The following is a 26,110-nucleotide window of genomic DNA, read 5'->3' on the forward strand; positions in this document are numbered from 1 at the left end:
GTCAGAAGATAGAATTCGACCGCATGAAGAAGGACGCTCTGACCATGGCGCAGAAAAACCTGACCGAACCCAAACACCCAACGCTCCGCGACAGCTGGCACCATCTGCCCGCCTTTCTGCCCCATACCCCCGCCAATATGGAACAAAGCCTTGATAAGGGGTTAAAGGCAGCGCAGGCCCGTTTTACCGGCGGGCTGTCCCCCATCGCCCTTGCCGCCGCCTATAGCGATTGGGCGTTGCACCTGTCATCAGCCCCCGGCAAACAGATGGAGCTGGTGGAAAAAGCCATCCGCAAAACCGCGCGCTTTGCCCATTACGCAGGCACTTGCGCCCTGACCCCAAAATCCGGCAAGACCTGCATCACCCCCCTGCCCCAGGACAAAAGGTTTCGCGACGAACATTGGCAGCAGTGGCCCTTTAATGTGATGTCCCAGGCCTTTTTGCTGAACCAGCAATGGTGGCACAATGCCACCACCGGGGTTGAGGGTGTAACCAGCCAGCATGAGGATGTCGTCACCTTTGCCACGCGCCAGATCCTTGATGTGTTCTCGCCATCGAATTCCCCGCTGACCAACCCCGAGGTGCTGGCCAAAACCATGGCCGAGGGCGGCATGAACCTGATCCGCGGCTGGCAAAATTTCCTTGAGGATGCCTCGCGCGCTCAAGCGGGCCAAAAACCCGTCGGCACCGAGGATTTCGAGGTCGGCCGCAATATGGCCACCAGCCCCGGCAAGGTCGTTTATCGCAACCGTCTGATAGAGCTGATCCAATACGCCCCCACCACCGACAAGGTCCGGCCAGAACCGATCCTGATCGTGCCGGCATGGATCATGAAATACTATATCCTTGATCTGGGCGCGCAAAACTCGCTGGTGAAATATCTGACGGCGCAGGGCTATACCGTCTTTATGATCTCATGGAAAAACCCAGATGCCAATGACCGCGATCTGGGGATGGATGACTATTTGTCCTATGGCGTGATGGAGGCGGTGCGCGCGGCAAACACAATCACCGACGGGCAAAAGATCCATGCGATCGGATATTGCCTTGGCGGAACCTTGCTGTCGATTGCGGCGGCGACAATGGCGCGCGACGGGGATGACCGCCTCCAGAGTATGACCCTGCTGGCAGCACAGGTCGATTTCACCGAGGCCGGGGAGCTGACGCTTTTCATCAACGAAAGCCAGCTGACCTATCTTGAGGATATGATGTGGGAAAAGGGCTATCTTGGCAGTGACCAGATGGCGGGGGCGTTCCAGCTTTTGCGCTCTAACGATCTGGTCTGGTCGCGGGTGATCCATGATTACCTGATGGGTGAGCGGTCAGAGATGAACGACCTGATGGCGTGGAATGCCGATGCAACGCGTATGCCCTACCGGATGCACTCCGAATATCTGCGCCGTCTGTTCCTGAAAAACGATCTGGCCGAGGGGCGGTATTTTGTGGGCGATCAACCCATTGCCATTACCGATATCCGCGTGCCGGTCTTTATGGTCGGGACCGAGCGGGACCATGTGGCACCCTGGCATTCGGTCTATAAGTTCAACCTCTTGTCCGATACGGATGTGACCTTTGTGCTGACCAGCGGCGGGCATAATGCGGGCATCGTGTCGGAACCGGGGCATCCGCGCAGGCATTACCGGATACGCACCAAGGCCAAGGACGACCCCCATACCGGCCCCGATAGCTGGGTTGAGGAAACCGCGCCTGTGGACGGATCATGGTGGCCCGCGCTGACCGACTGGCTGGACAAAGCATCGGGCGCGCCGGTCAAACCCCCACAGATGGGCGCAAAGGCCAAGGGCTATGCCCCCATTTGCGATGCCCCTGGCACCTATGTTTTTCAGGAGTGATCGCTGATGCTGGAAAATCTGTTGAAAGGCAAACGCGGGCTGGTTGTCGGCGTTGCGAATGAACATTCCATCGCTGCGGGCTGTGCCATGGCCCTGCATGCCGCCGGTGCCGAGGTTGCGATCACCTATGCCGATGATCGCGCCAGACCCTATGTCGCACCGGTCGCGGCCAGGCTTGACACCCCGATATTCCTGCCGCTGGATGTCGAAAAGGACGACGAGATGGAGGAGGTCTTTGCCGCCATCCACCGCGAATGGGGGCAGCTTGATTTCGTCATCCACTCCATCGCCTTTTGCCCCAAGGAGGATCTGCACGGCCCGGTCAGTGCCTGCTCCAAGGCCGGGTTTGCGCAGGCGATGGATATTTCGGTACATTCGCTGATCCGCCTGACGCGGTTGGCCGTGCCGATGATGCCCAAAGGCGGCACCATCCTGACCATGAGCTATTACGGCGCGGAAAAGGTGGTCGACAACTATAACATCATGGGGCCGGTCAAGGCCGCGCTGGAAGGGACCGTGCGCTATCTCGCGGCGGAACTGGGGCCGAAACAGATCCGCGTCAATGCCATCTCGCCGGGGCCGCTGCGCACGCGTGCGGGGTCGGGCATCGCCCATTTCGACGCGCTGATCGACGCGGCCCAAAAGCGCGCGCCCGAACAAACCCTCGTCACGATTGAGGATGTGGGCCATATGGCGGTGGGGTTGGTCAGCGACCTGTCATCCAAGGTGACGGGCAATATCGCCTATGTCGATGGCGGCTATCACGTGCAGGCCTAGGCCGGAAAAGGACAAGACATTATGCAATTCATTGAAAACCGCACCTTCGATGAACTCCAGATCGGTGATTTTGCCGAGATTAAACGCACCCTGAAGGCTGAGGATATCGAGCTGTTCGCCATCATGTCGGGGGATGTGAACCCCGCCCATGTTGATGCCGAATATGCCAGCTCTGACATGTTTCACAAGGTGATCGCCCATGGCATGTGGGGGGGGGCGCTGATCTCTACGGTCCTAGGCACCGAGTTGCCGGGGCCGGGCACGATCTATCTGGACCAAAGCCTGAGCTTTCGGGGCGCGGTCGGGGTGGGCGATACCGTCACCGTGCGTGTCACCGTGGCCGAGAAAACCGAGAAACATCACCATGTGACGCTGGATTGTCTTTGCACCAACCAGAACGGTGATGAGGTTATCAAGGGCCAAGCTTTGGTCATCGCCCCCACCACCAAGGTCCGCCGCCCCCGCGTGACCCTGCCAGAGGTGCATCTGCATGAACCGGGCGCGCGATTCAATGCGCTGGTCAAGGCCGCCGCCGATCTGCCGCCCGTGCGCACGGGCGTCGTCCATCCCTGTGATGCGCTGTCACTGGAGGGCGCGCTGGAGGCCCATGCTCGGGGCATGATCATCCCCGTTCTGGTCGGCCCCGAGGCCAAGATCAGGGCCGTGGCCGCCGAGGCCGGGCGCGACCTGACCGGCATCGAGATTGTCGACACCCCCCACAGCCATGCCGCCGCCGAAACCGCCGTGACGCTGGCACGGGCAGGCAAGGTGGATATGCTGATGAAGGGGAAACTACACACCGATGAATTGCTGACCCCGATCCTGCACAAGGAGACCGGCCTGCGCACAGAGCGTCGGATGACCCATATCTTTGCGCTTGATGTGCCGAATTACCCCAAACCGCTGTTTATCAGCGATGCCGCGATCAACATCTTTCCCAACCTACAGGCCAAACGCGATATCGTGCAAAACGCCATCGACCTTGCCATCGCGCTTGGGATCGAGGTGCCAAAGGTCGCGCTGCTTTCGGCAGTGGAAACCGTCACCTCCAGCATCCCCTCCACGCTTGAGGCCGCCGCATTGTGCAAGATGGCAGATCGCGGGCAGATCACCGGCGGGTTGCTTGACGGGCCGCTTGCCTTTGACAATGCCGTGTCGCTTTCGGCGGCCAAGGCCAAGGGCATCCAGTCCGAAGTTGCGGGCCAAAGCGATATCCTGATCGTACCGGATCTGGAGGCGGGTAATATGGTGGCCAAACAGCTAATCTATCTGGCCGGGGCCGATGCGGCGGGGATTGTGCTGGGCGCGCGTATTCCTATCGTCTTGACCAGCCGCGCGGATGGGGTGATGTCGCGCCTTGCCTCAACCGCGATGGCGCAGATATATGTGCATCACAAAACCACCATCGGAGGCCTGACATGAGCGAGGTTTTTCTGACGCTGAACGCAGGCTCCTCCAGCATCAAATTCGCGGTTTATGACGCGCATGACCCCTCCCCCACCCCGCGCCTTGGCGGCAAGATCGCAGGGATCGGCAGCGCGCCGGTCTTTGCCGCGCGCGATGCCAGCGGGGCGGCGGTGGATAAAGGCGCACTGGCCGCGCTGGACCAAGACGCCAGCCATGACGCCCTGATCGCGCTTTTGCTCCCATGGATTGCGGCGCATCAAAACGGCGCGGCGCCCTTGGCCGTGGGGCACCGTGTCGTGCATGGCGGGCAAGATTTCATCGCGCCGACCGTGGTGGATGAGGCCATTCTGACGCAGTTGGAAACCCTGAACCCGCTGGCGCCTCTGCACCAGCCGCATAACCTCGGGGCCATTCGGGCGGTGGCAAACCTTTATCCCGACATCCCCCAGATCGCCTGTTTCGACACCGCGTTTCACCACACCCAGGACCGGCTGGCCAAGCTGTTCGCCCTGCCGCGTGACCTGACCGACCAAGGCATCATCCGCTACGGCTTTCACGGGTTGTCCTATGATTATATCGCCAGCACCCTGCCCGAACATCTGCCCGGGGCGCGCCGTGTGGTGGTTGCCCATCTGGGCAATGGTGCCAGCATGTGCGCGATGCGCGACGGACAGAGCATGGCCACCAGCATGGGCTTTACCGCGCTGGACGGCTTGATGATGGGCAGACGCTGCGGGGCGCTCGATCCGGGGGTGATCCTCTATCTGATGCAATCCGAAGGGATGGACCCCGAGGCGATCAAGGACCTGCTCTATAATCAATCCGGCCTTTACGGGGTGTCGCAGATCAGCAACGACATGCAGATCCTGCAAGAGGCCAATACCCCCGAGGCCGAAGAGGCGATCGCGCTTTATTGCTATCGCGCGGCGGGGGTTCTGGCGGGGTTGCTGCCCGCGATCGGGGGGCTGGACGCCTTGGTCTTTACCGCCGGTATCGGGGAAAACGCGCCGCTTGTGCGCCGCAAGATCTGTGAACATCTGCGCTGGTTGGGGGTGGCGATTGACAGCGCGGCGAATGCCAGCAATGCCACCACCATTTCCACGCTGCAATCGCAGGTCTCGGTGCTGGTCATCCCCACGAACGAAGAGGCCGTCGTGGTCAATGCCTGTCGCGCGCTTGTCCTATAGGGCGGGTTTGCGCCGACATGTTGACGCCGATCAATAACGCCACGGCATATTCGTGTATACTGTATGGACAGCAACACAGATAAGGGGACGTATCATGAACAACAGCGATAAGACCTCCACAATGGTTGACCTGATGAAAACCATGCAAGAGGCCGGACTGAAATCCATGCCTTTTCAGGGAACGGACTGGCTGACGACCATGGCCGATATCAGCAGCGAAGTGATGAATTTCACGGCCGCCCGTCTTAAGGAAGATGTCAAGACACAGCAGGCCTTGATGCAGGCAAAAGATCTGGCCGCGGTACAGCATATTCATGCAGAATTCTTTCAAAAGGCGATGGATGATTATGCCGCCCAAACCGCCAAGCTGATGAGTATGGGGCGGGCCTTGACACCGGGCACCCAGGATCCGGCCAAAACCAAGGGCTGACAAAGCCACCCTCCTTGCAAGGACCACGACATGAAGAACAGCACCATCCTGATCGTAGCCGGCAAGGATGCACCCCTTGACCGGCTTGCCCAGAAGCTTGAATCCCTGCGCGCGATTCCCGCGCGCGCGGTGGTTCTGCTGGTCGCGAAAATGCCGATCTTTCCCTATTCCGCCATCGGGTTGCCGCCCCTTGGCCCCATCGATATTCCGCCCGAATGGCAAGAGGATGTGGCGAACCTTCGCGCAGCCCTCAACGACAAGGCCCAAGCGGTTGAGGCCTTGCTGCAAGAGCATGACCTTTCAGGCGAGGTGGCAACCGAGGCCTGTGAGCCGTCGATGCTGGCCGATGTTATCGCGCGGCGGGCCATGCTTTGCGATATGGCGATCATCGATGAGGATCTGCGCACGCCAGAGCCGCTGTTTCGCGAGGCGGTTTTCGGGGTGTTATTCCGATCCCCCGCGGGGCTTTTGCTGAACGACCCCAAGGCCGCCGCGCTGAATGGTCCCAAACGGGTCTTTGTGGCGTGGAACAGCCATCTGCATTCGGCCCGTGCCGTGCATCAGGCCCTGCCGCTTTTGCGTCGGGCCGATGAGGTGGTCATCGCCAGCTTCGACCCCGTCATGACCGAGTTTCGTGAGGGCGAGGACCCCGGTGCCGATGTCGCCAAATGGCTGACCCATCACGGATGCACCGTCACCGTTCAGCAATACCCCAGCGGCGGCAAGGACATCGCGGACTGCATCCTTGACCGCTCCAAGGAGATGGGCGCGGATTTGATCGTCATGGGTGCCTATGGGCGGTCCAGAATGCGCGAGACCATCTTTGGCGGCACCACGCACAGCATGATCGCACAATCAGACCGCCCCGTCTTTTTGGGCCGCTAGTTCATTGGGGGCGGGGACGATCTTGTCGGCCCCTACTGCCAATCATGCGACCACCACGCCTTTGCATAACGGTTTGCCTGCGCAACCCAATCGATACTTGCTGTATTTGACCCAGCCGGGCCGGTGTTCCAAAAGGGCTGCTCTGCAAGAATCGCCTCATCGCGCGCAGAGGTCGTCGCCGCATAATCGACAATGCGCTGCCCTTCGCGAAATGTGGCCAAGGATTGCTGCCAAACGGTGCCGTTCAGTGTTAACCCCAACTTTTGTTTCTTGGGGTTATATTCGGCGGTGAACAGTGTCCCGAACCCCTCGGCATACCGGTCTTGTAGCAAGGGCGATTTCAGGAAATGCCGTTTCAACTTGCGCGGCTTGACCCGCAATTCGTCCAGATAGGCATGGCGTTCAAAGCTGCGGGTAAAGCCGGGGCGATCGGCCAGGCCGTTCTGGTGATTGGTCGCAAACGCCCTGGGCATCACCGTCACGCCCCCGCCGGGCGAAAGCTCCACACCGACTGTTTTGCCAGTCGCGTCGGCAAGCACAAGGTTATAGGCCATATGTGACGGCACCCGCCGCAGTACAGCCAGGGCGGCATCAACACTGTCGCAGGTTTCTAAAATGTAGCGCAATATGGTCGTGACACCAAACCCCTGCCCCGTTTCCGCCCGCCCGCCATAGGCCAGCGCCACAGTCAGCCCCGCATCATTGATACCATCAGACAGGCCCCACAAAAACTCTACCATCCCCATAACCGCACGCCCGGTCCATTCGGTGCGCAGCAGCAGACCCTCATTCAGCGCGGGCGAGAGGTCATAGTTTCGCACCAGACGCACATTCTTTTTGCCCGCAACCGCCGCAAGCGAGCAGCCCCCCAGATAGGTCGGCGGGCACCATGTCGATAAAAACCGCGCGGCACGGTCAGACCCGCCCGCGACCCGCACCAAACGATCATATACTGTCACCATCTCAGGCATATACAGCTGCATGGCTGCGCGACAATCTGCGCGGTTTGGCCCGTTGTCACCGCCCCGCGCAATGAACCATGCCTCATAGGCAGGCCAGGACCGCTGCCAGCGCGCATGCCATTTCGGGCCCGCGGTTTGCTCATCCACCGCGTCAAATGTCAGGGTCATCTGTGTCATGTCACTGCCCTTTACCGCTGGCATCAAAGAAGAACCGGATCATTTCGGCGCTGGCATCTGGCCCGGTTGTATCGGTATAGGACCCGGCAGCCTGCCCGCCCGACCACGCATGGCCAAGACCTGTGATCTGCCAATGCTCCAACATGTCGCGTCCATCGGGGTCTGTGGCAATGATGCGCGAATAGCTGCGCCCGTTGATTTGCCCGCTTTGCCGGTCTTCAATCACCTGCCGCGCGCCTCCGACCAGCGCCCGTTGCACGATCCTGTCACCGTTTGACGGGTGCACCGTTGCATCGGCTGTGCCGTGAAACACAATCGTGCGGATCGTACTGCCAGATCCGGCCGGAGCCGCCTCGGTCACCGTTCCCGCCATCGCAGCAAAGGCCGATGGCACATCTTTGGCCGCGCCCACGGGCAGGCCGGAATGGGCGCCGATGGCGGCAAACACATCCGGATAGGCCTCGCCCAAAATCGCAGCCATGGCCGCACCCGCAGACAGACCAGCGACAAAGGTGGCATCACGGCCGACCCCATGCACAGAACAGATTTTGCGGGTCAGCCCGGCCAGAATTGCAGGCTCTCCCCTGCCCCGCTTCTGGTCGCCGCGGCTGAACCAGTTCCAGCATGATTGCGCATTCCCACCGCGCGATTGCGCCGGATAGACCAAGACAAAGCCATGACGGTCGGCAAGCTGGTTCATCCCTGTGCCTGCCGCGAAATCCTCGGGGTTCTGGGTGCAGCCATGCAGCATGACAACCACGCCTGTCACCCCACCACTGCGAGGCGCAGGGATATAGGTGCGATAGGCGCGCGATCCGGCATCACAGGTAAAGGTATCACTGGCAAAAACGGCACCTTCGGGCAAAACCGGTGCAGCCGCGCCACCACCCAGTTGCGCCAGCAAACCGTTCAGCCCCCCCTGCCCCGATGGCGGCAAAAGCCCGTGTTGGCCAAGCGTGCGTGCCACAAGGTCATTGGCGGCAAGACGTGCGTCAGCCTGCGCCGGGCGCCATGCGCCCGCGTTAAATCGTTTCATGTCTTTTATCCTTAACTTGCGCTATTTGATCCGGTCAGCCAGCGCTTTTCTAATATCTGCACTGGCCTGCAAGGCACCCAGCACGGTAATCGATCCGATCGTCTGCAAGGCCAGATTCGGCGTCACATCGCTGGCGATACGTGCCAAGCCCACGACCTTGACATGCAGCACCTCACCCGCGTCACGCAGCGCTTCCAGATCCGCTTTGGAATAGTCGCGCAGGCCCAGCTCCATCGTGTGGCGTTCCAACGTGGTGCGCACCGTATCGACATGGCTGTCCAGTTGGTTGCGGATCGCGGTGCGGATGAAGTCACTCCGGTTTGAGTAGAACCCCTCCTGCACCAGCAGATCGATCCGGCCCAGATCAACGAAGCCAAGATTGATTGTGATCTTTTCATTCTCGGGCTGCTTCTCGCGCAGCTGTTTGACGTTGCTCACATCGATTCTCCATCTGTATGGATGTTATATGGATGTAAAATGAATCAAGTTCAAGCCCTGGCACGGACAGCAAACATAAATTGGCCGATCGCTTATGGCCTGCGCCGCACCCATCGCGGGTCACAGTATATTTATCAGGCCCCGCAGCCAACGCACGATTTCGGGAACCGCAGGCGGGTTGCCGCGTTGGTGCAACATGCTGGCAAAACGGTCGGCAAAGTTTTCAAACAAGAGAGGGTTTGCAATGCACAGTGTCATTTATCTGGTCGGCTTGGTGGTTGTTGTTATGGCGGTTTTGTCGTTTGTCGGGCTTGCCTAAGCCATTTTCCAGAAAGGAAAAACCTATGGAATATGCGAAAAAAACCGTTTCGGTTGTGGACTCTGATCTGCGCCATGTCGATTGGCCTGCGATCTTAGCTGGCGCCTTTCTGGCGACAGCTTTGACAATCGTTTTGATGTCATTCGGTGCGGCCTTTGGCTTGTCGATGGCAAGCCCTTTGTCCGGTGATGGCGTCTCGCTGCGCTGGATCACGATTGCCGGCGGTATCTGGATGATCTGGACCGCGGTCAGCAGCTTTGCTGCGGGCGGCTACTTGACCGGCCGTCTGCGCCGTCGTCTGGGTGACGCCAATGCGGATGAGATTGAGGCACGTGACGGCGCACATGGCGTTGTCGTTTGGGCTGTAGGTGCTATTTTCGGCGCTTTTCTCGCGATCAGTGGCATAACCGGCACCTTGTCGGCGGTTGGCAGCGGTGCAGCTTCGGCGCTTGAGGCGGCGGATACGCAGCTGGCTGAGGCGACATCCTACACCAGCGCGGAGCTTTTGCGCGGCGATGCGACCCAAGGGTCAGCCGAGGCAAAATCCGAAGTTGCCGCTATTCTTGCCAAGGGCATTGCAGCGGGCGAGGTTTCCGACGCTGACCGGCAATATCTGACCAATGTCGTGGTCGCTGAAACGCAGCTGGATCCGGCAACTGCCGAAACCCGCGTCGATACGGCAATCAATGACGGTCTGGTCGCGCGCGCCAAAACGATTGAGGCGGTTGATCAAACCCGTATTGCAGGCATGATCGCCGCATTTGCCCTTGCTGCGACGATGCTTGTCAGCGCCGCAGCGGCCTATTTCGCGGCCGTTACCGGCGGCGCGCACCGTGATGCAAACCGCGGCTTTCGCAGCTACGGCCGCTAATTCCAACACTCAAGGAGATTGCTATGCCTGTTATCATCGCTTGGCTACTCGGCGCGCCATTATCGGTTTTGCTGATCATCCTGTTACTCACCTAGACCGGCAAAAGCCCCCAGTGATCAACTGGGGGCTTTTGTGATTGGGCCGCACCTTTGGGCCGTTGTTTTTCCTGACCGCCCGGCTTTGCGCAGGGTTAGTGGTGATGTTCTGGCAGCTTTTCCACAGCATCGCGCGCAAGGTCGGTTACGGCATGAACCGTACCAGCCTCATCGCGCATCACATCCAGCTGCGCCAAGCGAAGGGCAACCGGCCTTGTGCCGATGCCAAGAAAGCCGCCAACATCAATCACCGCACACATGTCAGGCCCTGTGCCATGCAGATGCGATATCGTGCCGACGGTGTTATCGCTGCGGTCGTAAACCACAGCACCTTCAAGATTTTCACTGTTCAATTCGCCAGGTTCTAGACGCGGGTGAAAAGAATGATCCATTTTTTACCTCCTGTATTTGGCTACTCCAGTTAAACGCGGCGGCCGCAAAAAGGTTCCTGCAGGGGGCGCGGGATCGCCCTTGGATCACACGGGCAAAACTGTATCGCTCGCATCACAAATTTCGCGCAATGCCGGTTTCAGCCCCTCTTCAAGGGTGGGATGGTAGAACGGCATCCCAAGTAAACCGCGCGCGGTTTCTTCGCGTTTGATCGCAAGTATCAACAGATGTGCAAGATGGTCTGCACCCGGTGCAAACATCTGCGCCCCAATCAGGCGGCCGCCGGATTTGGTGGCGAATAGCCGGACCAACCCTTGCGCCTTCGCCTCTACCTTGGCGCGACCTTGGTCTGAATAATCGGCGCAACCGGAAATGCTTTGGGCATTGGTGACCTCGCCCAGACTGACAAGCGGCGGATCGGTGAAGGTCAGGCTAAAGGCAGGATGACGGGTGAACATGGCCACGTCTGGAAAACGGGCTGCATTTTGCCCGGCGATAGAGCCTTCGTGCAGGGCCTCATGCAGCAATGGAACATCGCCATTCGCATCGCCCGCAATGAAAATCGGCGCGTCGCCGCATTGAAGCGTGGCGCAGTCAAAAACCGGACCGCCGTGGCTATCCAATTCCAGATTAGTCTGCTGAAGGTCAAGGTTGGCAAGGCACGGCGGGCGGCCGGTCGCTATCAGGACCTTGTCAAACAGCTTGCTTCCCTCACTTGCACCAGACCAGCTTATCTTGACCTGAGCGCCTTGCCGTTCCGCCACGATGTCGACCCCAAGATGAACGGTGGCGTCACGCGTCAGCACGTCGAGCAGATTTTTCTGAATATCGGCATCGTCAACACCGCCCAAGACCTCATCGCGGTCAAAAAGTACGGTTTCCACGCCAAGCCGCGCCATGGCCTGCGTCATCTCAAGCCCGATTGGACCGCCACCGACGACGGCAAGCGATTTGGGTAAATCCTTCATCTCAAACACTGTTCTGTTGGTCAACAGGACATCGCCCAAGCCCTCAAAGGGCTTGGGGATAGCGGGAAAAGAGCCTGTCGCGATGACGATAGCTTTTGCCTCAACCTCATCACCGTTGTCCAAACTCAGTGTATTTGGTCCGATGAAACGCGCTTTGGCCTTGATGCAGACACCATCCGGCAGCTCTGATATTCCGGTAAGAGTAGAGCTTACAAAGGCATCACGCTCAGCCCGCAATCGCTGCATCACGGCGGGTCCATCGACGGTGACTTTTTCGGTCTTTATACCAAAAACCTGCGCCTTGCGGGCAGAATGTGCCGCGGTGGCCGCAGCGATCAAAAGCTTGGACGGCATACAGCCGACCGTGGCGCAAACCGTCCCCGCAAATTTCTCATCGATCAAAAGGGTTTTTGCACCCGCGGCCCGCGCCGACCGTTCGGCGACTAGCCCCGCAGTTCCGGCACCAATGATCGCTACATCACACTTATGTCGGGACATATTTCCTCCTACAGGATGCGGACCTTACATAACCGCGCGACATCCCGTTTAGATGCGCCTGCGCGGTTCGCCGTCTACGTCGACCTCTGCATCCGGGGTCGGGTCGGGGCGGTTACGCTTTTCATCCCAATCGGGATCCTGGCGTTTGATCCGGGCGGAAATGCCCTTGGCCATAGGCAAGCCAACGACAAAACCCAGACCAACGGCCACCAAAAACGGCATCCAGCCAATGTAGCCCATCGACATGAACAAAATGATGATCGCACCCGAAACCACAGTCCAGGTCATCATCGCGACGAAAAGGCTTAATCTGTCCATCGGTCTCATCCTTTCATGTTTTTATGCGGCATCACCCAAGGCCGCTGCGACCTGCTTTTCAATCTGGTCCATCGGCTGGTTGGTGAGCTGCTTTGGCACCTCTGCCAGAATTTTATCGGTAACGACCGAATGCAATTCAGACCGCAGCACACCCAGAACCTGAGGGGCCGCGATAATAACCAGTTGGTCAAAACGGCCCGCATGGGCCCGGCTGTACAAAAGATCGGCAAGGTCAGCAGCAAACCGTTCCTTTGCCAGATCATGCCAATCGGTATCATCAAAGGCGGACACATTCGGGCTGGCGCTGCCAAACACCCGGCCGGGACGATTTGCGCCCTGTTCGCGCGTGGGGGGATTGTCTTGCTCATCCTTGCGGACAACGCGCAGGTTGAGATGGGCGTCATCCCCATCATTCACCAAAAACAGCGCCTTTTCGCCATCGGCGATAAGCACCCAGCCACCATTCTTAAGTTTGGTCATCACGCGCCCCCTTCATTATCTTCGTCGGATTTGGTGACGCGTGTAGCGCCAGCAGGGCGTTCGGTGGCGCGCTTCAACTCATCCTTGGTTCCGATGTCGCGGGCCAAACGCCCGCCTTCGCGGCCACCTTGCGAAATGGTCCCTTCAGCACCAAAAGCTTCTTTTGATGTGTCGGGCTTGTCTGTTTTTTCGCGGGTCATGCTATGCCTCCTTTTTTGCTGTCACTACAGGTGAAACGCGCCCAACGGCTGTGGAGTTCCCAAAAACACAGGTTTTGCGGGCGGGCTAAGGCTTTTGCGGCACTTCAACAGGCGGTAGGTCCGGCGCCTCAACAGGCGGGTCAACGGGGCGTTCGGGTGGGGTCTCGGCGGGTAAATCAGGGGCGGGTTGATCTGGCACCTCGATCGGTGCGTCGGGTTGGTTAGGCTCGGGTGTCGGGCGGATTGGCATGTTTGCCTCCTATTGAATGTCAGGGGCGACTGGGCCCCGGGAATGACCCGCCATATGTGGCGGGTCGCGGGCTTAATTCACCGGACGAATCCCGTCCAGGAACGGATAATCCGTATAGCCATGCTCATCCCCGCCATAGAATGTTTGCTGATCGGGTTGCGTGAGGGCAGCACCGCGGCGGAAACGCTCTGGCAGGTCGGGGTTGGCGATAAACGCCCTGCCGAATGTCACGGCATCCGCTGTTCCATCGGCAATCGCCTTGGCGGCACTTTCGGCATCATAGCCGCCATTCGCGATGTAGAATCCGGAATATTCCTTGCGCAGCCGGTTAAGCAGCGCCTTGCCATCGCTGTCACCTTCGCTGCCCGGAAAGGATTCCACCACATGCAGATAGGCAAGGTTGTGGTCCCCAAGTGCTTGGTAAACGGCGCGGAACAGGGTTTCGGGGTCGCTGTCGGAAATGTCATTGGCCTGCCCCAATGGCGACAAGCGCACGCCGACACGGCTGCTGGGCCAAACCAGCTTCACGGCATCCAGTACCTCAAACAACAGGCGCATGCGGTTTTTAACCGATCCACCATAATCATCGCTGCGGTTGTTCACGCCGTCTTGCAAAAACTGGTCAATCAGATAGCCGTTGGCGGCGTGAACCTCGACCCCATCGAAATTCGCCACCTTTGCCCATTCAGCCGCGGCGCGGAAATCCTGTACCGTCCGCGCAATACCCTTGGCATCCAAGGCCACCGGGGTTGAGCAATCCTCAAACCCGTTGGCGGTAAAGGTTTGCGTCTTTGCCCTCCGGTCAGAAGAGGATACAGGCGACGCACCATCAGGCAACAAAGAGTTGTGGCTGATCCGGCCCACGTGCCAAAGCTGGCAGAAAATACGCCCCCCATTCGCGTGAACGGCATCGGTGATTTTGCGCCATGCCCTTGTCTGGTCTTCGGTATAAATGCCGGGCGTGTCGAGATATCCCTTGCCCATATCCGAGATCTGGGTCGCCTCGGACACGATCAAACCGGCCGATGCGCGCTGCGCGTAATAGGTCTGTGCCATATCCTTTGGCACCCCGTCCGGTTGTGCCCGATTACGCGTCAAGGGGGCCATCAGCACACGGTTTGGCAGGCTGAGGATTCCCATTTGCGCGGGATTGAAAAGAATTTTCGTGTCGGTCATAAAATGCTCCTGTTTGGCGGGCTCGTGAACCAACCAACACAGCCGCTTAAAGTTCCACGCGAAATTCACACGGGCAAATGCGCGACGCCCGGGCTTTGGCAAAACAACCAGTCTGCGACCGTCGCCCTTTGGATCAATCCGCCGGCATCCAGATCGCATAGCGGGGGTCGTTTTCCAAAAGCTGCAACCGTCGTTTCAGCGCGGCATTCTCATCGGCCAGCGACAAGACCACCGCCACACCCGGAATGTTCAGCCGCAGGTCACGTTGCAGCCGCTGGACCTTGCGCACGATGGTGATGCTGGTGCTTTCAAAACGCCAGACGGTCCTTGTCGTGCCTTTGGGTTCCAGAATACCTTCTTCGACCAGTTCGATCAGCCAATCGGCATTTAATCCGCAAACCCTGCACAGATCATTCAGGGTCAGGGGTTGCACAATCTCGGATGCGGGCACCAAGGCGTTATGTTCGGGCATGTCCTATCCTCCCAGTCTTGCGCGAGGGTCGAAATCCATCTCACGCGCCATTTGTTCATATAAGTCGCGGGCCTTTGCGCTTTCGGTGGGCGGGATGACGATTTTGACGACAGCATAAAGATCACCGGGGTGTTTGCCCGGAATACCGCGCCCCTTCAGCCGCAGCTTCTTGCCCGATTGCGCATGTTTGGGGATTGTCAGCTCTATCTCGCCGCTGGGGGTGGGCAGGCTGATCTTGGCACCCAAGGCCGCCTCCCATGGCGCGATCGGCAGATCCATAAAGACATCGCGGCCCTCGACACGGTGGGCTTTATCCTCAGCGATCACCACCTCAAGATAAAGGTCGCCCGCCCTGCCCTGCCCCATTCCGGCCCCGCCTTTGCCCGCAACGCGGATATGCTGGCCGGTGGTCACCCCCTTGGGGATGGTCACGCGGATCGAATGTTCGCGCAACACCACATGTCCCGAGGGGTCAAGTTCAGGCGCGCGCAGGGTAAAATCGCGTGATCCGCCCGCGTAGGCTTCGGCCAGCGAGATCACGATTTTTGCGTGGCTGTCCTGCCCCGGCGCGCTAAACTGCCGGTCACCGCCCATATGCGGCGAAGGCTTGCCCCGGCGGGCGAACAGCTCATCAAAGAAAGAGCCGAAGCCATGCGGATCGCCCTCGGTATAACCACCGCCGGTAAATTCGAAACCCTCATCCCAATCGGGTGGCGGCTTGAAAGACTGCCCTTCCTTCCAATTCGCGCCAAGCTGGTCATAGGCCGCGCGTTTTTCAGGATCGTGCAGGACCTCATAGGCCTCACCCACATCCTTGAATTTCGCTTCGGCCGCCTCGGCATCGGGGCCTGTGTTCACATCAGGATGGTATTTGCGCACCAATTTGCGGTAGGCGCGCTTGATGTCCTCTTGTGGGGCGGTTCGATCCACGCCCAAAATCTTGTAATAATCTTTGTATTCCATAGCTTTCTTGTCTCCACGCAACGCGGATTCCTGCCCAAAGGCCACGACCATCTGACGAACGTAGCACCAAAACAGTGTATTGTAATTAACCTGAATCATAGCGCCCGATTCGAAATATAGGCGCCATGACCACCTGTTGAGGTTTTCTGCGCATCCCCCACAATATCTTGCGGAATTCTGCAAAATCTGCGAGTTTCCGTGGATAATCAATGGGCTATCGCCAAAATGTCGCTGATTCCCCTCACGCGCCAACTGCTCTTGCTGCCCAAGATGAATAAAAAATATTGCCTGAGGCCAAGTTGCGTGTCATGAGTGCAGTTGTCGCGATCTTACGAAATTAACGCAATTTGGCGACGAAACATAATTGGCCCACTAAGAGGCCGCCTGGGCAGAGTGATTTTGGACATGAAAATGGAAGCAACCAGTTCCATCGCCGCATCGATTGCGTCAAACGCGGCCCGGCTATCAGAGGCGCTGAACACGCATATGCGCAACAGCTTTCAGCCCGACAGCCGGAAAACCCTGCGCAAGTTTCACCCAGCCGAGGTGTCCGAACTGACCGGCATCAGCATGTCCAACCTCAGAACCCGCCACCAAGAAGGCGATTTCCCTGATGTAGAGACGGATTCACGCGGGCGCAGGCTCTATACCGCCCAAGAGATTGACCAGATCCGGCATGTGATGGCGAAAACCGGCCGCAACGGTCAAACCTATCTGCCCGGCCGCCGTGAAAACGACGCGCTTCAGGTGATTTCCATCGTGAACTTCAAGGGCGGGTCCAGCAAGACCACCACCGCGATCCATCTGGCCCAACGCTATGCCCTGCGCGGCTACAGGGTTCTGGCCATTGATATGGACCCGCAAGCGAGCCTAACCACCATGTTCGGCTATCGCCCCGAGGTGGAATTTGCCGAAAGCGGGACCGTTTATGACGCCCTGAAATATGACGATCCCGCGCCCTTGAGCCAAGTGATCCGCAAAACCTATTTCCACAATCTCGATCTTGCACCTGCGGGGCTTTTACTCTCTGAATATGAGACCGAGACCGCCTATGCGTTGCAACACAAGGCCGATCCGCCCTTTACCCAACGTCTTGCCATCGCGCTGGATGAGGTCGAGGCCGATTACGATCTGGTCATCATAGATTGCCCGCCGCAACTTGGGTTTACGACGATGACGGCGCTTCTGGCCTCTACCGGTTTGCTGATCACGGTCGTGCCTAGCATGTTGGATGTGGCCTCTATGGCGCAATTTCTTGAAATGGCTGGTGAAACTGTCCAGACCCTTGAGGAAGTCGCCGGGCCGATCGATTGGAACTTCCTTAAGTTTCTGATTGCTAGATATGAGCCGACAGATGTGCCGCAGTCGCAAATGGCCGGATTCTTGCGGTCCATCCTGTTGGATCAGGTTTTGACCACGCCGATGCTTAAATCCACCGCGATTTCGGACGCAGGCATGACGCAACAAACGATTTATGAACTGGACCCCTCTCAGGTCGTCAAGAAAACACTGGTCCGCATCCTTGAAAGCGTGAACGGCGTCGCGGATGAGTTTGAGGCGACAATCCAGCAAGCTTGGGGAAGGGAGACTGACTGATGGCGCGTAGAAACCTGTTTCAGCCCCCTCCCCCACCCGATGCCAGCAAGACCGCCCCCGCCACAGAGCAAAAGCAGCGGTTTCCCAATACCGGCGCGATGAGCGGCGTGAAATCCACCCTGAAGGATGTCGCAAGCAATGCGGTTCGGGAAATCTCGGTTGATGTCATTGAGGAAAACGGTCCCAAGGACCGACTTTCTTTTGGCGATGCCGATGTTGCGACACTGGCCCAGAGTATCAAGACCCATGGCCAGCAAGTGCCGATCATGGTGCGTGCGATCGCGGACAAGCCGGGGCATTACCGGATCGTCTATGGCCGCCGCCGGTTGCGGGCCTTGCGGTTGCTCGGCATCCCGGCCAAGGCGCTTGTCAGAACGCTGTCGGATGAGGAGGCCATTCTTGCCCAAGGGCAGGAAAACACCCAGCGTCTTGATCCCAGCTTTATTGAAAAGGCGCTGTTTGCGACCGAGCTGACAACAAGCGGCTATGAGCAGGCGATCATCCTTGACGCGCTTGCGGTGGACAAACCCATGCTGTCGCGCATGACCAAGGTTGCCCGCTCCATCCCCAAAGCGGTGATTGAGCTGATCGGCTCTGCCCATGGTATTGGCCGCCGACGTTGGGAGGAACTTGCCGACCAATCGCGCGACCACGGCTTTGATCTTGAACAGATCGCGGCCACCCTGCCCTTTGACACCGCCCAAAGCACCGATGACCGCTTTGGTATGGTTGCCGATGCCGTGGCGCGGATGGTGAAGCCCAAACCCGCGGACAAAACAACGCCCACCCTTTCGGTCAAGCTGGAGGATGGAACCCCCTTGGCCGAGGTAAAAGAAACCGCACGCGCCCTGACGGTCAAGCTGTCCAAGGCCCAGACCCCCGAATTTGCCCAGTGGATGCGCAACAACGCAGAAGCCGAGCTGAGGCGTCTTTATGAGGCGTGGCAGTCAGCGCAACAGCCCTGACCCGTATCACCCAGAGCAACACCATAACAAAAGGAGCACGACCAGCAGCCCAAAAAAGAAAGAGCCCCCCAAGGTAATCCCCGGAGAGCTCAATCTGTTCTTTGCACTTTCAGATTTACCAGCTTCTCTGCGCAAGTCAACAACAACCGATTCGGTTGATTGTGTTTTGCTGCCTTTTTTCTGATTCCCAAGGGTTTCGGGCCCTTTTTACATCAGGTTGTCGTGAAAAAACATGGCATTTACACAAGCAACTGCACCCGGCGGGCTGCGGAACAATGAGATATTGTCCGCGGACAACGCCCTTCCCGAACGCCATATCGTCATTGCCACCCTGCGCAATGCCGCACCACGTCTTGGCCTTAGCCCGTCGGTGATCTCCACGCTGGATGCGATGTTGTCCTGCCTCGCCCCCAAGCGCAATCACCACACGGTCTTTGCCTCTAACGCCACGCTTACGTTTCGGCTGAACGGGGTTTCGGACAGAACCGTCAGGCGCCATGCCGCCGTTTTACAAGAAGCCGGGCTGTTGGTGCGTCACGACAGCCCGAACCGGAAACGTTTCACAAAACACAGCCGCCAGGACGGGATGGCGCTGCGCTTTGGCTTTGACCTCTCGCCACTTTTTGCGCGCTTACAGGAAATCGCCGCGCTGGCCGCCGAAGTTTTGCACGAACAAGAGCAGATCGATTACCTGCGCGCCAAGATCCGTGCCGCCGCTAATGCGCTGCTTATCGACAACCCCGACGATGAGATGGCACAGAACACCCTGCGCCTGCTGCGTCGAAAATTAGCGCTGAACGACTGCCAAGAGATCCTTGCAAAACTGGCCGACGTGCCGGTTCAGGCCGAAACTGCCGATGAACAACAACCCGTCATCACAACCAATATGACCGACAACGACGGCCAAATTGTCCGGCATCATCATAAGTCAAATAAAGAACTTATTGATAAAGAGAGTACACCGATTACGATTACAGAATTGCTGACCGCATGCCCGGAAGCAAATAAGTTCGCATTGCATAGAATTGAAACAGCCCATGATGTTATCGGCCATGCCCGCACATTGGCGCCAATGATTGGCATTACCAATGAATCCTATGAGGCAGCGCATAGGCGACTTGGGCCACTCAGGGCTGCGGCGACGGTTTGGGCGATACTGCAGTTCCACAGCAAAATACGCAAGGTTGGAGCCTATTTCCGGGCAATTACAACAGGCGATAAAAGTGCAGCCTTCAGTCCTGAAGCTTTGGTGCGCCGTCTTGCCAATGCACAACTCCAGTTGGCTTGAATGGTATTGTCCGCGGACAATATCGGTAACAAACCGGCAGGGCAGGGGGTTATGCTTATATTATCTTTTGTTTACAATGAATTAGCGGAATTTATGGCAACAAGGACCGCTAAACGACCGTGCACAGCCTGGATTTCACACAACCGCTATAAATCTGTCGTCTAACTGTAATACGACCCCTTTAGCACAGGCTCCAAATTGGGGGCCATGATGCTGACACTACAAAATCTGACCAAGACCTTTGGCGACAAAACCGCCGTTCATAAGGTAAGCTTTAGCGTTGATCGTCCGATGATGATCGGGATTATCGGGCGCTCTGGCGCGGGGAAATCCACGGTTCTGCGGATGTTGAACCGGCTCAGCGATGCCTCCTCCGGCGCGATCCGGTTTGAGGGCAAGGACATCACACGCCTCAAGGGCGCCGAGCGTCGTAACTGGCAGTCGCGCTGTGCGATGATCTTTCAACAGTTCAATCTGGTGCCGCGGATGGATGTTGTTTCCAACGTATTGCACGGCACGTTGAACCGCCGCTCTACCTTGGCGACGATGTTCAACCTTTATCCTGACGGCGATATCCATAAGGCGATTGAGATCCTCGACCGTCTGGGCATTGCCGAACAGGCCCCGAAACGCGCGGAGGCCCTTTCGGGTGGTCAGCAACAACGTGTCGCCATCGCCCGCGCCCTGATGCAGGACCCGGCAATCATTCTGGCGGATGAACCCATCGCCTCATTGGACCCGATGAACGCACAGATCGTGATGCAGGCCCTGCGCCGCATCCATGAGGAAGACGGCCGCATGGTCATCGCCAACCTGCACACGCTGGACACGGCGCGGCGCTATTGTGACCGGGTGATCGGGATGCGGGACGGGCGCGTGGTCTTTGACGGCGCACCAGAGGCGCTGACCACAGATGCGGCACGCGAGATTTACGGCGCAGGCACGGATTTTTCCGAGGCCGCCACCTCTACCGAAATCGAAACGCTGGACAGGCCCGAGGCTCGTCCCCCCGAAGTCTTTGCCGAAGCCTTTGCCTGAGCCAGCACAAAATCCCGCACCTCTGCGGGCCAATCCCATAACGGAGACTACAATGAAAACCACTCTTGCTTTTGTACTGGCGACGACCGCGCTTGCCGGTGCTGTTCAGGCCCAGGATATCACCGAATTCCGCATCGGCATCCTTGGCGGTGAAAACGCTCAGGACCGCATGAATTCCAACGAATGTGTCCGCGCCTATGTCGAGGACCTGCTGGGGGTTGAAACCAAGATATTCACGCCTGCCGATTATGACGGGGTGATCCAGGGGCTGCTGGGTGGCTCGATTGATATGGCGTGGCTTGGGGCCTCTGCCTATGCGAAAACCTATATGACCGACCCCGAGGCGGTTGATGTGGTGATGGTGAAAACCAATCTGGACGGCTCTTACGGCTATCACTCGGTCGGTTTTGCCCGCGCCGACAGCGGCATCACCTCGTTGGAGGACATGAAGGGCAAGGTTTTTGCCTTTGGTGATCCGAACTCCACCTCCGGCTTTTTGATCCCTTCGGTTGAGATCCCCAAGGCCATCGGCGCGACCATGGAGTCGGGCGATTATTTCGGCGAGGTCCGCTTTGTCGGCGGGCATGAGCAGACCATCGTGGCGGTTGCCAATGGTGATGTGGATGCGGGCGTGACATGGGCCGACGGGCAGGGCGAGTGGCTGGACGGCTATAACTCCGGCGCGCTGCGCAAGGCGTCCGACTCGGGGTTGGTCGATATGAATGATCTGGTCGAGATCTGGAAATCCGACATCATCCCCGAAGGGCCGATCGTTCTGCGCCGCGCCCTGCCGGAAAAGGTCAAAGCCGATGTGACGGCCTTCCTTGGCGAATTGCACGGCAAAGACCCCGAGTGCGCCTATAACATGGCTGCGGGCGATACCGCCGGTTTCTTTCCGATCACCCATGACGCCTATAAAAACATCATCGCCGTGCGCGAAGCTGTTCAGGGCAACTGAGCCTTTGAAATCCGGGGGAGGGGCAGCGTTCCGGCGCTGCCCTTGCCACTATTTGCACTGGAGTATTCGATGACAGGTTCCGCGCTGACTGGATCAAACCCGACCCGGTCCGACCATATTTCCGCAACCTATGTGGTGCAGGTCCGCCGCCGCCGGATGTATGGCGGGCTGACCTTGGCCCTTTTTACCTTGCTGATGGTGTCGGGCTTTGTCGTGGCCGACGGGCGCAATGCGGGCGGGTTCTGGGCCGGTTGGCATCAGATGTTGGACTTTCCCGCCGATGTCCTGTCAGAGGCCTGGGAAAAGCGCGCCAATCTGCCCGCGCTCTTGGTGAAATTCTTTCCCGCCCTGGTCGAGACGATCAATATCGCGGCGGCCTCTACCCTGATCGGGGCGATGGCGGGGCTGGTTCTGGCGCTGCTCTCGACGCGCGGGCTGGCGAAATGGCCCGCGCTTATTCCTGTGTTCCGCCGGATCATGGATGTGATGCGCGCGGTGCCTGAAATTGTGATCGCCCTTGTGCTGATCTTTATCCTCGGCGGCGGGCCGGTGCCTGCGATGATCGCGATTGCCTTTCACACCGCGGGCGCCTTGGGCAAGCTTTATTCCGAGGTGGCCGAAAACGCCGACCTAAAACCTGTTGAAGGTCTGGGGTCGACAGGGGCCAGATGGATACAGCGGATGTGGCTGGGGGTTTTGCCCCAAGTAGCGCCGAATTTCCTGAGCTATAGCCTGCTGCGGTTCGAGATCAACATCCGCGCCTCGGCCATTCTGGGCTTTGTCGGGGCAGGGGGGATCGGGTCGGAATTGCGCCATGCGATGTCATGGGGGCCGGGCCGCTTTGATGAGGCGGCCGCGATCTTTGTCCTGCTCTTTGGGGCAATTGTTTTCTTTGACCAGCTTTCCAGCCGCTACCGCAACAAAATGATCGAGGGGCAATAAGATGAGTGACGCGACAGTAACCCTTGCGCCTGCCAAACGTTCTGTCTCGGCGCTGTTCCGACGCAAACGGCAGATGGCCTTTGCCGTGCCTGCGATTGTGCTGGCCTATCTGCTCTATATCGCGGTCACCTTTGATTTCGCGGGGATTGCCAAACGTGCGAGCCTTGAGAATGCGGGGATTCTGGCCTCGGACAGCTGGTCCTATAAGGTGCATGTCACCCGCGACAACCGGCGGGGCGGGACCTCTTATGCGATTGAGGGTGAACGCAAGGGCACCTATGCCGATGGCACGCATCCGGCCTGGGTCGATCCGCGCGGTGCCGAGGATGTGGTGATTGATCTGGAGGATGGCTATATCGTCCATTTCCTGCCCGATAATGCCGCCCTCTTCTATATTCCCGACTATGGCCGGATCGAGGCGCAGCTGGTCGACGGCAGCATCAAGACCAACCTGCAAGCGCCATTGCCCGACTGGATCAACCTGTCCGATCAGCGCATGACGGTCACAACCGAGGCGGGCCGCATGACGATGACCCGTTCGCGCACCGAGGTGTACCGCTATTTCGCGGGGTGGGAGCTGTTCTGGTTCACCCTCGACAGCCCCTATCACGGGCACAGCTTTGCGCAGATCCTCTTTGGCGACCGGATCGACCCGGATCGCGGCAATATCTCTGGTGCGCTGTCGGATTTCTGGAACAACGGCATGTGGCGTCACAAGGATGTGGCCTGGGCGATTGGTGAGACCATCCTGATGGCCTTCCTTGGCACCTTTGGCGCCGCAATCATCGCGCTGCCGCTGGCCTTTATGGCGGCGCGGAATTTCTCGCCGGTCTGGCTGGTACGCGGTGCGGCGCGGCGGCTGTTCGACTTTGTGCGCGGGGTCGATGCGCTGATCTGGACGGTGGTGCTGGCACGGGCCTTTGGTCCCGGTCCGTTGACGGGGGCGCTGGCGATCCTGATCACCGACACCGGCACCTTCGGCAAGATTTTCTCCGAAGCTTTGGAAAACGTCGATGAGAAACAGATCGAGGGTGTCAGCTCTACGGGCGCCAAGCCGATGCAGCGGTACCGTTTCGGGGTGATCCCGCAGGTGGTGCCGGTCTTGCTGGCGCAGGTCTTGTATTTTCTGGAATCCAACACCCGCTCGGCCACAGTTATCGGCGCGATTACGGGCGGCGGGATCGGCTTGATGTTGACCCAGGCGATCCAGACCCAAAAGGACTGGGAAGAGGTCGCCTATTACATCGTGCTGATCGTTGGCGTGGTGATGCTGATGGATTGGTTCTCGGGCTGGTTGCGCGCGCGGTTGATCGGGGGCAAAGACCCCCGTGCGGGGGCCTAATCCTCTATTGTCAGGGTCACTCGGTCGCCGGCAAACCATGTGCGGCCATATTCAACCGGCACCCCTGCCGGGTCTACATTCAGGGCGGTAGAGCGCAGCAAGGGATCGCCCTCGCGGATCTGGAGGTGCAGCGCCTGCGTCGCATCGGCCAGAACTGCCGTCAGTCTGGTTGAGGCGCGGGTGTAATCCTCGACGCCGACACGGCGCAAGGCCTCGGTGATGCCGTCACATTCGGCAAGCGCGGCCTCTATCCTCGCAAGTCGGGTCAGCGGGAACAGGGTTTCAAACAGGGCAACGGGCTGCCCATCAGCATAGGACAGGCCGGAATAGTAACACAGCATCTCACCCGTCTGGATATTAAGGGCTGCGGCCTCTCCCTTTGACGCGGCGTGCTGTTCGATCAGCAAGACCTTGCGATCAGGGCGGCGACCGGCGGCCCGCAAGTTCTGATGAAAGCGCACCCTTTTGCCGATCGGGTAATCGGTCGGCGTCGCGGCGACAAAGCTGCCCGCCCCGCGCCGTGAGCGTACCAACCCTTCCTCGGTCAGATGTGACAGCGCTTGGCGCACTGTATGACGGTTTACCCCGAAACGGTCCGACAGGCGCGATTCCGTGGGCAGCTTGTCACCGGGGGCATAGCGCCCTTCGGAAATATCATTGCGCAGGGCATTGGCGATGGCCAGCCAGATCGGGGTCCGCCGCCGGTTGGATGATGGGTTGTCACTCAAATTTCACAAATCTCCTCTGTCGTCATGCGGCGAATCTGATAAGATATGTCTAGTTGTATAGGAAAACACAGAGTTGTCGAGATGAATGAAACCACCGCCGACATATCCGCCCGCAAGGCGTGGATGGGCCTGATGGCCAAAGCCCCCGCCGCGCGTGTGGGTGCGCTCTTGGATGGCGCCTGTGCGCGCCCCGATTTCAAATGGCTGCGCCCCCCCGAGGTGGGCAGCGTCATGGTGCGCGGCAGGGCAGGGGGCACCGGCGCGCCGTTCAATCTGGGAGAGATGACGGTGACCCGTTGCGCACTGCGTCTTGCCAGCGGCGAGGTGGGCCACGCCTATATCCAAGGCCGCAGCAAGGCGGATGCCGAGGCCGCCGCCCTGATCGATGCGCTGATGCAAACCGGTCAGGCCGCGACATTGCAAACCGCGGTGCTGGATGTGCTGGCCGCGGATCGCGCCGCCTTGACCAAGGTCCGTGCCGAAAAGGCCGCCGCAACCAAGGTCGATTTCTTTACCATGGTCAGAGGGGAAGACTGATGAATACCCAGGTTCTCGACGGCGGGTTTGCCGATCCCGCACCCCAAGCCGCCCGCGCCTTTCGCGCCGTGATGGAGGCGATGGCCCGCCCCGGCACGATCCATTGCCTGAGCGGCGCCACACCACCCGCACCGCTGTCGGTTGCGGCGGCTGTGGCCATCCTGACGCTTTGTGACACGGATACGCCGGTCTATCTGGCGGGCGATATGGACACGCCTGACGTTCGCGCATGGATCGCATTCCATACCGGCGCGCCGTTCTCAGGGCCTGCGACCTGCGCCTTTGCGCTGGGGCGCTGGGATGATCTTGCGCCGCTGTCCGCCTATCCGATCGGGAGCGCGGATTACCCCGACCGTTCGGCCACGCTGATCGTTGCCGTGGATGCGCTGGAAAACAGCAGCCAGAACCTGCAAGGGCCGGGCATCCAAAACACCGCCCGGCTTTCCCTGCCTGAAATACCGGCCTTTCAGGCCAATCACGCGCATTTCCCCTGCGGGCTGGATTTCCTGTTCACCTGTGATGATCGCATCGCGGGCCTGCCCCGCTCAACCGAGGTATCTTAAC

At 59.0% G+C, this 26,110-nt stretch carries 29 protein-coding genes; 16 read left to right on the forward strand and 13 right to left on the reverse strand.

The annotated features are described in order from the left end of the window. The first annotated feature begins 137 nt into the window (after positions 1-137). The 6 genes from AKU94_RS02140 to AKU94_RS02165 all read left to right on the forward strand — a co-directional run bounded on the left by AKU94_RS02140 (position 138) and on the right by AKU94_RS02165 (position 6,539). Positions 138-1,853: a PHA/PHB synthase family protein gene (locus tag AKU94_RS02140; RefSeq protein ID WP_050525799.1), complete on the forward strand. Its 1,716-nt coding sequence runs from the start codon at positions 138-140 to the stop codon at positions 1,851-1,853. Between the two features lie 18 nt (positions 1,854-1,871). Further along, positions 1,872-2,630 carry an enoyl-ACP reductase FabI gene (gene fabI, locus AKU94_RS02145; protein WP_198144802.1) on the forward strand — a complete coding sequence of 253 codons (759 nt, stop codon included), beginning with the start codon at positions 1,872-1,874 and terminating at the stop codon, positions 2,628-2,630. Positions 2,631-2,651: 21 nt separating this feature from the next. Continuing rightward, positions 2,652-4,052, forward strand: coding sequence for a bifunctional enoyl-CoA hydratase/phosphate acetyltransferase (locus tag AKU94_RS02150; RefSeq protein ID WP_050525718.1), 1,401 nt, complete (start codon positions 2,652-2,654; stop codon positions 4,050-4,052). Next, positions 4,049-5,224 carry an acetate/propionate family kinase gene (locus AKU94_RS02155; RefSeq protein WP_050525719.1) on the forward strand — a complete coding sequence of 392 codons (1,176 nt, stop codon included), beginning with the start codon at positions 4,049-4,051 and terminating at the stop codon, positions 5,222-5,224. Before AKU94_RS02150 ends, AKU94_RS02155 begins: the two co-directional genes overlap by 4 nt. A gap of 94 nt (positions 5,225-5,318) precedes the next feature. Beyond that, positions 5,319-5,654, forward strand: a complete 336-nt coding sequence (locus tag AKU94_RS02160) for a phasin family protein (RefSeq protein WP_050525720.1) — start codon at positions 5,319-5,321, stop codon at positions 5,652-5,654. A gap of 30 nt (positions 5,655-5,684) precedes the next feature. After that, the gene (locus AKU94_RS02165) at positions 5,685-6,539 is read left to right on the forward strand and encodes a universal stress protein (RefSeq protein ID WP_050525721.1); all 855 of its coding nucleotides are present in this window, start codon (positions 5,685-5,687) and stop codon (positions 6,537-6,539) included. A gap of 32 nt (positions 6,540-6,571) precedes the next feature. Here the strand turns inward: AKU94_RS02165 and AKU94_RS02170 are convergent, their stop codons facing one another. Genes AKU94_RS02170 through AKU94_RS02180 form a run of 3 tightly spaced genes read right to left on the reverse strand, consistent with a single transcriptional unit; the run spans position 6,572 to position 9,152 of the window. Next, positions 6,572-7,678, reverse strand: a complete 1,107-nt coding sequence (locus AKU94_RS02170; protein ID WP_083444883.1) for a C45 family autoproteolytic acyltransferase/hydolase — start codon at positions 7,676-7,678, stop codon at positions 6,572-6,574. A 1-nt stretch (position 7,679) separates the two neighbouring features. Then, the gene (locus tag AKU94_RS02175; RefSeq protein WP_050525722.1) at positions 7,680-8,714 is read right to left on the reverse strand and encodes an extracellular catalytic domain type 1 short-chain-length polyhydroxyalkanoate depolymerase; all 1,035 of its coding nucleotides are present in this window, start codon (positions 8,712-8,714) and stop codon (positions 7,680-7,682) included. Between the two features lie 21 nt (positions 8,715-8,735). After that, a complete protein-coding gene (locus AKU94_RS02180) occupies positions 8,736-9,152 on the reverse strand; it encodes a CopG family transcriptional regulator (protein WP_050525723.1) in 417 nt (138 codons plus the stop codon). A 344-nt stretch (positions 9,153-9,496) separates the two neighbouring features. Here AKU94_RS02180 and AKU94_RS02190 point away from each other — a divergent pair, with 344 nt between their 5' ends. Continuing rightward, positions 9,497-10,342, forward strand: coding sequence for a hypothetical protein (locus AKU94_RS02190; protein WP_050525725.1), 846 nt, complete (start codon positions 9,497-9,499; stop codon positions 10,340-10,342). Positions 10,343-10,532: 190 nt separating this feature from the next. Here AKU94_RS02190 and AKU94_RS02195 read toward each other — a convergent pair whose 3' ends face one another. From AKU94_RS02195 to AKU94_RS02230, 9 genes are all read right to left on the reverse strand, one after another. Then, positions 10,533-10,829, reverse strand: a complete 297-nt coding sequence (locus AKU94_RS02195) for a PRC-barrel domain-containing protein (RefSeq protein WP_050525726.1) — start codon at positions 10,827-10,829, stop codon at positions 10,533-10,535. Between the two features lie 84 nt (positions 10,830-10,913). Beyond that, positions 10,914-12,293 carry a dihydrolipoyl dehydrogenase gene (locus AKU94_RS02200; RefSeq protein WP_050525727.1) on the reverse strand — a complete coding sequence of 460 codons (1,380 nt, stop codon included), beginning with the start codon at positions 12,291-12,293 and terminating at the stop codon, positions 10,914-10,916. A gap of 48 nt (positions 12,294-12,341) precedes the next feature. Then, complete coding sequence (locus tag AKU94_RS02205; RefSeq protein WP_050525728.1) at positions 12,342-12,611, reverse strand: hypothetical protein; 270 nt, start codon at positions 12,609-12,611, stop codon at positions 12,342-12,344. 21 nt (positions 12,612-12,632) lie between these two features. Then, the gene (locus AKU94_RS02210; RefSeq protein ID WP_050525729.1) at positions 12,633-13,091 is read right to left on the reverse strand and encodes a baeRF12 domain-containing protein; all 459 of its coding nucleotides are present in this window, start codon (positions 13,089-13,091) and stop codon (positions 12,633-12,635) included. Continuing rightward, complete coding sequence (locus AKU94_RS02215) at positions 13,091-13,291, reverse strand: hypothetical protein (RefSeq protein WP_050525730.1); 201 nt, start codon at positions 13,289-13,291, stop codon at positions 13,091-13,093. Before AKU94_RS02215 ends, AKU94_RS02210 begins: the two co-directional genes overlap by 1 nt. 85 nt (positions 13,292-13,376) lie before the next feature. Then, positions 13,377-13,541: a hypothetical protein gene (locus AKU94_RS19475; protein WP_157056364.1), complete on the reverse strand. Its 165-nt coding sequence runs from the start codon at positions 13,539-13,541 to the stop codon at positions 13,377-13,379. Between the two features lie 72 nt (positions 13,542-13,613). After that, positions 13,614-14,717 carry an alkene reductase gene (locus tag AKU94_RS02220; protein WP_050525800.1) on the reverse strand — a complete coding sequence of 368 codons (1,104 nt, stop codon included), beginning with the start codon at positions 14,715-14,717 and terminating at the stop codon, positions 13,614-13,616. Between the two features lie 133 nt (positions 14,718-14,850). Then, a complete protein-coding gene (locus tag AKU94_RS02225) occupies positions 14,851-15,189 on the reverse strand; it encodes a chaperone modulator CbpM (protein WP_050525731.1) in 339 nt (112 codons plus the stop codon). A gap of 3 nt (positions 15,190-15,192) precedes the next feature. Continuing rightward, positions 15,193-16,152, reverse strand: coding sequence for a DnaJ C-terminal domain-containing protein (locus AKU94_RS02230; RefSeq protein WP_050525801.1), 960 nt, complete (start codon positions 16,150-16,152; stop codon positions 15,193-15,195). Between the two features lie 405 nt (positions 16,153-16,557). Between AKU94_RS02230 and repA the strand changes: the two genes are divergently transcribed. From repA to phnE (AKU94_RS02265), 7 genes are all read left to right on the forward strand, one after another. After that, a complete protein-coding gene (repA, locus tag AKU94_RS02235; protein WP_083444895.1) occupies positions 16,558-17,748 on the forward strand; it encodes a plasmid partitioning protein RepA in 1,191 nt (396 codons plus the stop codon). Then, the gene (gene repB / locus AKU94_RS02240) at positions 17,748-18,713 is read left to right on the forward strand and encodes a plasmid partitioning protein RepB (RefSeq protein ID WP_050525732.1); all 966 of its coding nucleotides are present in this window, start codon (positions 17,748-17,750) and stop codon (positions 18,711-18,713) included. The genes repA and repB overlap by 1 nt, the downstream gene beginning before the upstream one ends. A gap of 232 nt (positions 18,714-18,945) precedes the next feature. Continuing rightward, positions 18,946-20,001 (forward strand): plasmid replication protein RepC, encoded by a 1,056-nt coding sequence (gene repC, locus AKU94_RS02245; protein ID WP_050525733.1) that lies wholly within the window; start codon positions 18,946-18,948, stop codon positions 19,999-20,001. A 210-nt stretch (positions 20,002-20,211) separates the two neighbouring features. Beyond that, positions 20,212-21,039 carry a phosphonate ABC transporter ATP-binding protein gene (phnC, locus tag AKU94_RS02250; RefSeq protein WP_050525803.1) on the forward strand — a complete coding sequence of 276 codons (828 nt, stop codon included), beginning with the start codon at positions 20,212-20,214 and terminating at the stop codon, positions 21,037-21,039. 52 nt (positions 21,040-21,091) lie between these two features. Further along, entirely contained in the window at positions 21,092-21,997 is a 906-nt protein-coding gene (gene phnD / locus AKU94_RS02255; protein ID WP_050525734.1) for a phosphonate ABC transporter substrate-binding protein, read from the forward strand. A gap of 69 nt (positions 21,998-22,066) precedes the next feature. Beyond that, the gene (gene phnE / locus AKU94_RS02260) at positions 22,067-22,939 is read left to right on the forward strand and encodes a phosphonate ABC transporter, permease protein PhnE (protein ID WP_050525735.1); all 873 of its coding nucleotides are present in this window, start codon (positions 22,067-22,069) and stop codon (positions 22,937-22,939) included. Position 22,940: 1 nt separating this feature from the next. Further along, a complete protein-coding gene (gene phnE / locus AKU94_RS02265; protein ID WP_050525736.1) occupies positions 22,941-24,281 on the forward strand; it encodes a phosphonate ABC transporter, permease protein PhnE in 1,341 nt (446 codons plus the stop codon). On the opposite strand, the gene phnF is transcribed toward phnE (AKU94_RS02265), so the two are convergent. Further along, positions 24,278-25,009: a phosphonate metabolism transcriptional regulator PhnF gene (phnF, locus tag AKU94_RS02270; protein WP_083444884.1), complete on the reverse strand. Its 732-nt coding sequence runs from the start codon at positions 25,007-25,009 to the stop codon at positions 24,278-24,280. The two genes, phnE (AKU94_RS02265) and phnF, sit on opposite strands and share 4 nt — an antisense overlap. An 81-nt stretch (positions 25,010-25,090) precedes the next feature. Here phnF and phnG point away from each other — a divergent pair, with 81 nt between their 5' ends. Then, a complete protein-coding gene (phnG, locus tag AKU94_RS02275) occupies positions 25,091-25,546 on the forward strand; it encodes a phosphonate C-P lyase system protein PhnG (protein ID WP_050525737.1) in 456 nt (151 codons plus the stop codon). Continuing rightward, complete coding sequence (phnH, locus tag AKU94_RS02280) at positions 25,546-26,109, forward strand: phosphonate C-P lyase system protein PhnH (protein WP_050525738.1); 564 nt, start codon at positions 25,546-25,548, stop codon at positions 26,107-26,109. The genes phnG and phnH overlap by 1 nt, the downstream gene beginning before the upstream one ends. Position 26,110 lies beyond the last annotated feature (1 nt).

The sequence above is a fragment of the Pseudorhodobacter aquimaris genome, from assembly GCF_001202025.1.
Lineage (GTDB): Bacteria > Pseudomonadota > Alphaproteobacteria > Rhodobacterales > Rhodobacteraceae > Pseudorhodobacter > Pseudorhodobacter aquimaris.

Bases quoted from the DNA above. Each gene is read 5' to 3' on its own strand.
- AKU94_RS02210 (WP_050525729.1), bottom strand. From the start codon at position 13,091: ATGACCAAACTTAAGAATGGTGGCTGGGTGCTTATCGCCGATGGCGAA.
- phnC (WP_050525803.1), top strand. From the start codon at position 20,212: ATGCTGACACTACAAAATCTGACCAAGACCTTTGGCGACAAAACCGCC.
- phnH (WP_050525738.1), top strand. From the start codon at position 25,546: ATGAATACCCAGGTTCTCGACGGCGGGTTTGCCGATCCCGCACCCCAA.
- AKU94_RS02150 (WP_050525718.1), top strand. From the start codon at position 2,652: ATGCAATTCATTGAAAACCGCACCTTCGATGAACTCCAGATCGGTGAT.
- repA (WP_083444895.1), top strand. From the start codon at position 16,558: ATGAAAATGGAAGCAACCAGTTCCATCGCCGCATCGATTGCGTCAAAC.
- AKU94_RS02225 (WP_050525731.1), bottom strand. From the start codon at position 15,189: ATGCCCGAACATAACGCCTTGGTGCCCGCATCCGAGATTGTGCAACCC.
- repC (WP_050525733.1), top strand. From the start codon at position 18,946: ATGGCATTTACACAAGCAACTGCACCCGGCGGGCTGCGGAACAATGAG.
- AKU94_RS02175 (WP_050525722.1), bottom strand. From the start codon at position 8,714: ATGAAACGATTTAACGCGGGCGCATGGCGCCCGGCGCAGGCTGACGCA.
- AKU94_RS02220 (WP_050525800.1), bottom strand. From the start codon at position 14,717: ATGACCGACACGAAAATTCTTTTCAATCCCGCGCAAATGGGAATCCTC.
- AKU94_RS02165 (WP_050525721.1), top strand. From the start codon at position 5,685: ATGAAGAACAGCACCATCCTGATCGTAGCCGGCAAGGATGCACCCCTT.
- AKU94_RS02160 (WP_050525720.1), top strand. From the start codon at position 5,319: ATGAACAACAGCGATAAGACCTCCACAATGGTTGACCTGATGAAAACC.
- phnE (WP_050525736.1), top strand. From the start codon at position 22,941: ATGAGTGACGCGACAGTAACCCTTGCGCCTGCCAAACGTTCTGTCTCG.
- AKU94_RS19475 (WP_157056364.1), bottom strand. From the start codon at position 13,541: ATGCCAATCCGCCCGACACCCGAGCCTAACCAACCCGACGCACCGATC.
- repB (WP_050525732.1), top strand. From the start codon at position 17,748: ATGGCGCGTAGAAACCTGTTTCAGCCCCCTCCCCCACCCGATGCCAGC.
- phnG (WP_050525737.1), top strand. From the start codon at position 25,091: ATGAATGAAACCACCGCCGACATATCCGCCCGCAAGGCGTGGATGGGC.
- AKU94_RS02200 (WP_050525727.1), bottom strand. From the start codon at position 12,293: ATGTCCCGACATAAGTGTGATGTAGCGATCATTGGTGCCGGAACTGCG.
- AKU94_RS02230 (WP_050525801.1), bottom strand. From the start codon at position 16,152: ATGGAATACAAAGATTATTACAAGATTTTGGGCGTGGATCGAACCGCC.
- AKU94_RS02170 (WP_083444883.1), bottom strand. From the start codon at position 7,678: ATGACACAGATGACCCTGACATTTGACGCGGTGGATGAGCAAACCGCG.
- AKU94_RS02205 (WP_050525728.1), bottom strand. From the start codon at position 12,611: ATGGACAGATTAAGCCTTTTCGTCGCGATGATGACCTGGACTGTGGTT.
- AKU94_RS02215 (WP_050525730.1), bottom strand. From the start codon at position 13,291: ATGACCCGCGAAAAAACAGACAAGCCCGACACATCAAAAGAAGCTTTT.
- phnE (WP_050525735.1), top strand. From the start codon at position 22,067: ATGACAGGTTCCGCGCTGACTGGATCAAACCCGACCCGGTCCGACCAT.
- AKU94_RS02140 (WP_050525799.1), top strand. From the start codon at position 138: ATGGAACAAAGCCTTGATAAGGGGTTAAAGGCAGCGCAGGCCCGTTTT.
- AKU94_RS02195 (WP_050525726.1), bottom strand. From the start codon at position 10,829: ATGGATCATTCTTTTCACCCGCGTCTAGAACCTGGCGAATTGAACAGT.
- AKU94_RS02190 (WP_050525725.1), top strand. From the start codon at position 9,497: ATGGAATATGCGAAAAAAACCGTTTCGGTTGTGGACTCTGATCTGCGC.
- AKU94_RS02155 (WP_050525719.1), top strand. From the start codon at position 4,049: ATGAGCGAGGTTTTTCTGACGCTGAACGCAGGCTCCTCCAGCATCAAA.
- phnD (WP_050525734.1), top strand. From the start codon at position 21,092: ATGAAAACCACTCTTGCTTTTGTACTGGCGACGACCGCGCTTGCCGGT.